The 6,695-nt window shown below is 70.4% G+C and carries 6 protein-coding genes; all 6 read right to left on the bottom strand.

The window, feature by feature from the left end; translation table 11 throughout:
- Window positions 1-77: 77 nt before the first annotated feature.
- Window positions 78-965 (bottom strand): RNA polymerase factor sigma-32, encoded by an 888-nt coding sequence (locus tag F8M74_RS26485; protein WP_020478755.1) that lies wholly within the window; start codon window positions 963-965, stop codon window positions 78-80.
- A gap of 431 nt (window positions 966-1,396) precedes the next feature.
- Window positions 1,397-3,451, bottom strand: a complete 2,055-nt coding sequence (locus F8M74_RS26490; RefSeq protein WP_141258356.1) for a DUF3488 and transglutaminase-like domain-containing protein — start codon at window positions 3,449-3,451, stop codon at window positions 1,397-1,399.
- Window positions 3,448-4,416 carry a DUF58 domain-containing protein gene (locus F8M74_RS26495; protein ID WP_141258354.1) on the bottom strand — a complete coding sequence of 323 codons (969 nt, stop codon included), beginning with the start codon at window positions 4,414-4,416 and terminating at the stop codon, window positions 3,448-3,450. The genes F8M74_RS26490 and F8M74_RS26495 overlap by 4 nt, the downstream gene beginning before the upstream one ends.
- A complete protein-coding gene (locus tag F8M74_RS26500) occupies window positions 4,413-5,393 on the bottom strand; it encodes a MoxR family ATPase (protein WP_141258352.1) in 981 nt (326 codons plus the stop codon). The genes F8M74_RS26495 and F8M74_RS26500 overlap by 4 nt, the downstream gene beginning before the upstream one ends.
- Before the next feature lie 95 nt (window positions 5,394-5,488).
- Complete coding sequence (locus F8M74_RS26505) at window positions 5,489-5,812, bottom strand: STAS domain-containing protein (RefSeq protein ID WP_020478756.1); 324 nt, start codon at window positions 5,810-5,812, stop codon at window positions 5,489-5,491.
- Between the two features lie 185 nt (window positions 5,813-5,997).
- Window positions 5,998-6,695, bottom strand: a 698-nt coding sequence (locus tag F8M74_RS26510) for a lytic transglycosylase domain-containing protein (protein ID WP_141279611.1), incomplete at its 5' end; no start/stop codon positions are given.

Here is a 6,695-nt window from a genome sequence, read left to right on the forward strand (position 1 = left end):
CCCCCGCCAGTAGGGCGGAGGCGCCTTGATGCGGGCCTGTCCCGGAATGCCGGGGCACTGGCCGGGGCAATCCCGGCTCACTGCTGGGCGGCGACGGCCTCGGGGTCCACCTCGGCCATGAGCGCGGCCAGCTCCGACTTGAGCTTGTCCTTGGCGCGAATCTCCAACTGGCGGGCCCGCTCGCGCGAGAAGCCGAAGTGCTCACCCAGCTCCTTGAGCGTCATGGGGCGCTCGTTCATGACGCGTTGCTCGATGATGAAGCGCTCACGCGGGTCCAGGCGCATCAGCGCGGTACGGACGCGGGCGTTGATGAGGCCCGCCTCCTCCTTGTCCGCGAACTCGTCGTCCTGCGGGGCCGCGGCGCTCACCACGAAATCCACGTGGCTGTTGCCGCCGTCCTCGCCCATGGGCGCGTCCAGCGACAGGTCACGGCCACCCATGCGCTGCTCCATCTCCCGCACCTCGCCCGGCTTCACGTGGAGCCGGCGGGCGATGTCATCCACGTTCACCGCCGCGTCACCGCTGCCAAACTTCTCCAACTCGCGGCGCGTGCGGGCCAGACTGAAGAACAGCTTCCGCTGCGCCTGGGTGGTCCCCAGCTTCACGAGCGACCAGCTCTTGAGGATGTAGTTCTGGATGTACGCGCGAATCCACCACACCGCGTAGGAGATGAGGCGGATGCCCTTGTCCGGATCGAACTTCTGCACGGCCTTCATCAGGCCGATGTTCCCCTCCTGGATGAGGTCGGACATCTTGATGCCGTATGAGCGGTACTCATAGGCGACCTTCACCACGAAGCGCAGGTTGGCCGTCACCATCCGGTGCCCGGCCGCCAGGTCGCCCTTGAGGAAGCGGCGAGCGAGCTCCTGCTCCTCCTCCACCTTGAGGAGGGAGTAGTGGTTGATCTCCGAGAGGTACATCGCCAGGGAGCCGGAGTTGGACGACTGCTCGGTGGATGCCTGCATGAATGATTTCTCCGACAGTGAGCCTCGCGGTGAGGCTGGGATGGATGGATTTCGTCTGACAACGTGACGAAGGGAGCTTGAGCAACAGAAATGCCAACCTGCCCCGAAGGGCCATTCCCAATGTCTGCGAGGGGTTGGCGTGCTCCAGCGGCGTGTACAGCGCCGCAATCCTGTAACCGTTACGTCGCACCGGCATGAATCGCCGGATGCGCTAGCTGTAGGAGCTTCAGAACTGTTCGCATTCAAGCCTCCCGGGGGCTGCGCAGGGCCGTGCTCCCTGTGAGGGCGCGGCCATTGGAGCGATGCCCGTCACACGACGTGGCCGCCCGCGGGAAAAGGCGTAACGACGCCTCAGGCCGCTGACACACCCGGGCCGCCGGCACGCGCGGTGGGCGGCCTGGCGGTCAGGCGCGAGGACCGAGGTCTGGGTGTCAGGAAGCGCGCGCTTGGGGCGGGCGAGTGCCCTCGCTGGCGACGCGCTGGGACTCCGTGAGAACAGCGCGTCTCAAGTCCGTCAGCAGCCGCGTAGCCTCTCCCTGTTGGAGCGGACGACCGCCGAAGCGGGCTTCCAGGTAGCGCCGGGCGACGGGCGTCAGGGCGGGGGACAGCGGGTGTCGCTCCCGGGCAAGCCGGGCGTCCAGTGCTTCCAGTGTCTCACCGTCGACGCGTGTGATTCGCGCGGAGGCGAGCTGCGCCTCCACCGCGTCCGCGAAGCGCGTGGCCTCCAACGGCCGCTCACGCGACAGGAACTGCGTCAGCAACCGCCAGGCGGTATAGGCCGCGGCGGCCGCGAGCAGCGCGGCACCAAAGGCCCGGGGGGGCGGCGCGCGGCTGGGCGGCTCGTTCTTCTTCGGGATCTCGTGCGAACGAGTGAGCGAGCGGACGACCGTCAGCTGATCGCGGAAGTTGTAGTCCAGGACGACGTCACGCCACTGCGACTCCACGACTTCATAGAAGTTGATGAGCTGCTCCAGCAGGCGAGGGGACTGGCTCGCGCGGTGGGCCGGCGGCGTCGCGTCCACGGTGATGAAGCCGCGCCCCGGCACCAGCACGTGCGTCCAGGCATGCGCATCACCCGCGCGGACCACGTAGCCGCCCGTCACGCGCTCGCCGCCGAAGAAGCCGGTGGCCAGCCGCGCCCGCATGCCCTGGGTGCGCAGCATCAACGTGAGCGCAGTGGCGAAGTGCTCGCAGTGGCCCTGCTTGCGCTGGAAGAGGAAGTCGGCGACCGGGTCCGGCACGTCGCCGCTCAACTCCAGCGTGTAGCTGTATTCGCGTTGCAGCCACGCGGACAGCTTCCGCGCGGCGGCCAGCGGGTCGCGTTCGCCATTCAGCACCCGCGCGGCGGTCTGGCCGACGCGGATGTCCAGTCCCTCCGGCAGCGACAGCAGGGCATCCTGCTCCTCCGGGGGCAGGTCCTGGACGTCGTCGCCACTGGCACCGGGCGGGAGGCTGTAGGCCTCATATGAATAGGAGATGCCGGAGTCGCGGAAGCGCACCTCGCCGCCGCCCAGTTCGTGGATTTGCGTGCGCCGGGAGCCCATCTGTGTGTTGGCCACGGCGTTGCCCAGCCGCGAGGGCGTCTCCAGCGCCACCAGCGTGCGCGCGCCGTACGCGGGCATCAGCTCCACGTGCTGGTGGACCAGGTTCTTCTGACCCGGCCGCAGCGTCGTCATGAACTCGGAGCCGTCGCTGGTGGCGCGCGCGTTGGACCACTCCATGCCGTCGAAGACGTCATAGGTGCGGCCCACCCAGTACGCGTCGAGCGCTTCCTTCTCCGGGTCCGGGGTCAGGGTGGCGCGCAGCACGATGCGCGGGTTGCCCTTGATGGTGCCCGCGCCGCCCAGGCGCACGGTGTTGGAGAAGCCCGCGGTGGCCACGCCCAGTCCGGGCGAGGCGCTGGGGCCAATCATGTTCCAGTTGAGGCGGGGGAAGAGGACGAAGAAGGCCACCGCGCCCACCACGGCGAAGCCCACGCCCATGGCCAGCGGGCCCATCACCGCGCGCACTGGCACCGGCTCGCCTTCGGGGACCGCGGACTCCACCACGCCCAGCGCCAGGGCGATGCTGGCCAGCACGCCGAAGAGAATCAGGAAGAGGCCGTAGATGAGCTCGCCGGAGAGCGCCGCGCCGCCCGCGACCATCAACAGGCCGGACAGGTGGACCTGTCCGTCGGTGGCCGCGTCCGGCGTGGACAGCAGACGTTGCGCGGAGATGAGGCCGGCGAAGGCACAGGCCGCCACCACCAAGTTGAGCGAGCCCGCGAGCACGTTCGTTCCCAGCGTCAGCGCCACGGCCAGCAGCAGCAGCGCGGTGAGCTTCACCCGGTTGGCGAAGGGGCGCCGCCCCGCCAGCGCGATCACCAGGGCCACGCCGTAGAGGACCAGCGACCAGATGGGGAGCTGGCCCGACACCGCCATGGAGGCGAAGGCGAACCCGGAGCCCAGGTCTCGCAGCACCAGCCTCAGCCGCGTGCCCTTCCTCATGCCGCCTCCTCGTCACCGCGAGGGCGCTCGTGCCCCAGCCACGCCAGCGCCCGCAGCAGGCGCCGCTCCTGGGCCGTGCCCGCGGCGGGCCGGATGCGCTCCTCCGGCGTGTCCAGGCCCACCTCGTGGCCTTCTTCGATGAGCCGGCGGGCCAGCGCGGCCACTTCCTCGCAGCGGCGCTCGAGCGCTTCCGCGTCGAGCCCGTTCGCCACCGTCAGCACGAAGGTGCGCCGCTCCTCGTGCTCGCGCTCCACCCGCAGCAGCTTCCCTGCGGAGGCGCTCTTCATCCAGTGGATGCGCCGGGCGTCCTCACCCGGCGCCAGCTCGCGCAGGCCGCTCAGGTCCCCGTTGCCGTCATTGCGGCGGGGGTTGCCCGCGTCACCCACGGGGCCTTGCTCCGGCGCGCCCGGGTCCTGACAGGCGTAGGTCCGCCGCGGGTAGATGAGCAGCGTGCTCTCCAGCGGAAAGGTGCGCGTCTTGGCGAACAGCCCCAGCGGCCAGGTGGTGGTGACACGCACGCCCGTGAGCCGCACGGGCCCGCGCTGGGGCGCGGTGAGGTCCGCGCGCACGACGTGGTCCACGCCCGTGGGCAGGTAACCCACGCCGCCCGCGCCGGTGAGCGGCGAGTCCGCCTCTGACAGCGTGAGGGCGAAGGCGTGGCCCTGACCGCGGGAGATGGCCCACCGGAAGGCGAAGGGCTCCTGGGCGAAGGCCGCGTCCGCGCCCACGCGCCGCACCGACAGGTAGCGCAGGCAGCGCTCGGACAGGACGCCCGACACCACCACCATGCTCAGCAGCAGGCCCAGCAGCAGGTAGAGGAGGTTGTTGCCGGTGTTGAGCGCGCCCAGGCCCACGCCGAACGTCACCACCAGATAGGTGCGTCCGATGCGCGTCACCTTGAGGGTGCGCGGCGGGCGGAGCCGCGAGCGAACCCGGGCCCACCATGACGGCAGCCGGGGCTTCAACGGGGCGCCGGGACCTTTCGGGCAATCTCCTCCAGCAGGTGCGCCGCCTCGTCGCGCGCGGACACGCCCTGCACGGCGCTGCGCAGCATGATGCGGTGGGCCCAGCAGGGCACCAGCACCGCGCGGACGTCACCGGGCGTGGCGAAGTCCCGGGCGTCCCACAGCGCGTGAGCCCGTGCGGCCGCGCCCAGCGCGAGCACCGCGCGGGTGGAGGCGCCTCGCTCCAGGTCGCCGTGCGAGCGCGTGGCCGTGGCCAGCCGCACCACGTAGTCCGCGACCGACGCGTCCAACCGCAGCGCCGCGGCGAACGAGCGCAGTGACGCCAGCTCTTCGGGACCGGAGACGGTCTCCACCGCGTCCAGGGGCGGCGTGCCATCGCGGGTGACGAGCAGCCCGGCCTCCACCTCCGGCGTCGGGTGGCCCAGGGACATGCGCACCATGAAGCGGTCCAGCTGCGAGTCCGGCAGCGGGTAGGTGCCGGAGAAGTCCACCGGGTTCTGCGTGGCCACCACCGTGAAGGGCGCGGGCAGCGCGTGCGTGGCGCCGTCCAGGGAGACCTGGCCCTGGGCCATGGCCTCCAGCAGCGCGGACTGGGTGCGCGGCGGGGCGCGGTTCAGCTCATCCGCCAGCACCAGCTGCCGGAAGAGGGGACCGGGACGGAACTGGAAGGTGGCCGTCTGCGCGTGGAAGACCTGGGCGCCCAGCACGTCGGCGGGCATCAGGTCCGCGGTGAACTGGACGCGGGCGAAGCTCAGGCCGCAGGCCTTGGCCAGGGCCTCGGCGAGCGTCGTCTTGCCCACGCCCGGGACGTCCTCCAGCAGCACATGGCCGCCGGCGACCAGGGACGTCACCACGAGCTGGAGTTGGGAGGATTTTCCCTGCACCGCGCGGCCCAGCTGGGTGGCGATGCGTTCCATCGCCGAGCGCGCGTTTGCGGGGGAAGGCACCGGGGAGAGGGCGCGGGCAGGCTGGTTCATCTGCCGCCACTGTAGCCGACTCCCTCGATTGCCAACACGCTTCGCGTCCGGGCTTGCAGCGCGGACGCTCCCTCCCTCCCGAGGCGGCGAAGGGCCTACGCCAGGAAGACGTCCTCGGGCGTGTAGTAGGCAGGGCGCGGCGACGTCCCTGTGCCCACACCGAAGTACCGGAACATCCGCTCGTGGTGGGTGGCCAGGCCGCGCAGCTGGACGGGGCGCTCCACCAGGCCTCGCGTCAGGACTCCCACTGCGCTGTCCTTGAACTCCCGCAGGTGGGCGAAGTCCAGGACGACCTCGCACCCACTCAGGGCGCTCAGAGAGGTCCGGACCTCTTCCGCCGTCTTGCCATCCAGCGTGCCCTCCAGTCGCAGCGTCACGGAACCTGCGGACTCCTCACGGTGGATTTGTAGCCCCGACATTGCAGTGCTCTCCAAGTTGGCGCAGAGCATTGGTTGGAGCGTCATCGCTCCAGTCCTTCCACGGAGGACCCGTGGGGTTCTCCCGCCCGGCGCACAGTGCCCATGGTCCGCGGGTTTGGTTACCCCTCACATCGCAACTTTCTCGCGACTGTCGTGCAGCCGTCGCAAGGCTTGTTGCTCAGCGCTCAGCTCTTCTGGCCATGCGCCTTCTGGGCCTCTCTCAGTGTGAGCTGCTTCTCCTGATCGGCCTTCAGCTTGCGGAATTCCTTCACGACCTTGGCGGGGTAGCCGGCCATGAACTTCGTGCGCGCTTCCTTCTTGGCCAGGATGCGGCGGGCCAGCCCGGGGCCGGCGTTGTAGGCGACCAGGGCCTTCTCGACGGTGCCGAAGCGCTGGATGAGGTCCGCCAGGTACGCGGTCCCCAGCTCCACGTTGGTCTCCGAGTCGAAGAGGTTGCTGGCGCGGCCCAGCCGCAGGCCGGCCTTGTCCGCCAGCCAGGTGCCGGTGTCCGGCATCACCTGCATCAGACCCATGGCCCCTACGTGGGACACCGCGTAGTTGTTGAAGGAGCTCTCGCAGCGGATCACCGCCACCACCAGGAGCGGGTCGATGTTGTTGCGAGCCGCCTCGCGGACGATGGCCACCGCCAGCCGGCGCTGCTGCCGGTCGGGGAGGCCAGAGGCCTTCACCATCTCCGTGATGCCCAGGGCTTCGGCCTCGGCGTGGTGGGCCTCATCCTCGTAGAGGTGCAGCTTCGCCAGGGCCGCCTTCAGCTCGGCGTCGCGCTCGGCCAGCTTCGCGCGCAGCTCCGTCACCTCCGGCCCCTCGCCCTGGGCGCCTTCCGGCACCTGCACCGGGAACGCGGCCGCCCCCGTCCCCGTCC

This window comes from Myxococcus sp. CA023 (assembly GCF_010998615.1).
Taxonomy (GTDB): Bacteria; Myxococcota; Myxococcia; order Myxococcales; family Myxococcaceae; genus Myxococcus.

Bases quoted from the DNA above. Each gene is read 5' to 3' on its own strand.
- F8M74_RS26490 (WP_141258356.1), bottom strand. From the start codon at position 3,451: ATGAGGAAGGGCACGCGGCTGAGGCTGGTGCTGCGAGACCTGGGCTCC.
- F8M74_RS26485 (WP_020478755.1), bottom strand. From the start codon at position 965: ATGCAGGCATCCACCGAGCAGTCGTCCAACTCCGGCTCCCTGGCGATG.
- F8M74_RS26500 (WP_141258352.1), bottom strand. From the start codon at position 5,393: ATGAACCAGCCTGCCCGCGCCCTCTCCCCGGTGCCTTCCCCCGCAAAC.
- F8M74_RS26505 (WP_020478756.1), bottom strand. From the start codon at position 5,812: ATGTCGGGGCTACAAATCCACCGTGAGGAGTCCGCAGGTTCCGTGACG.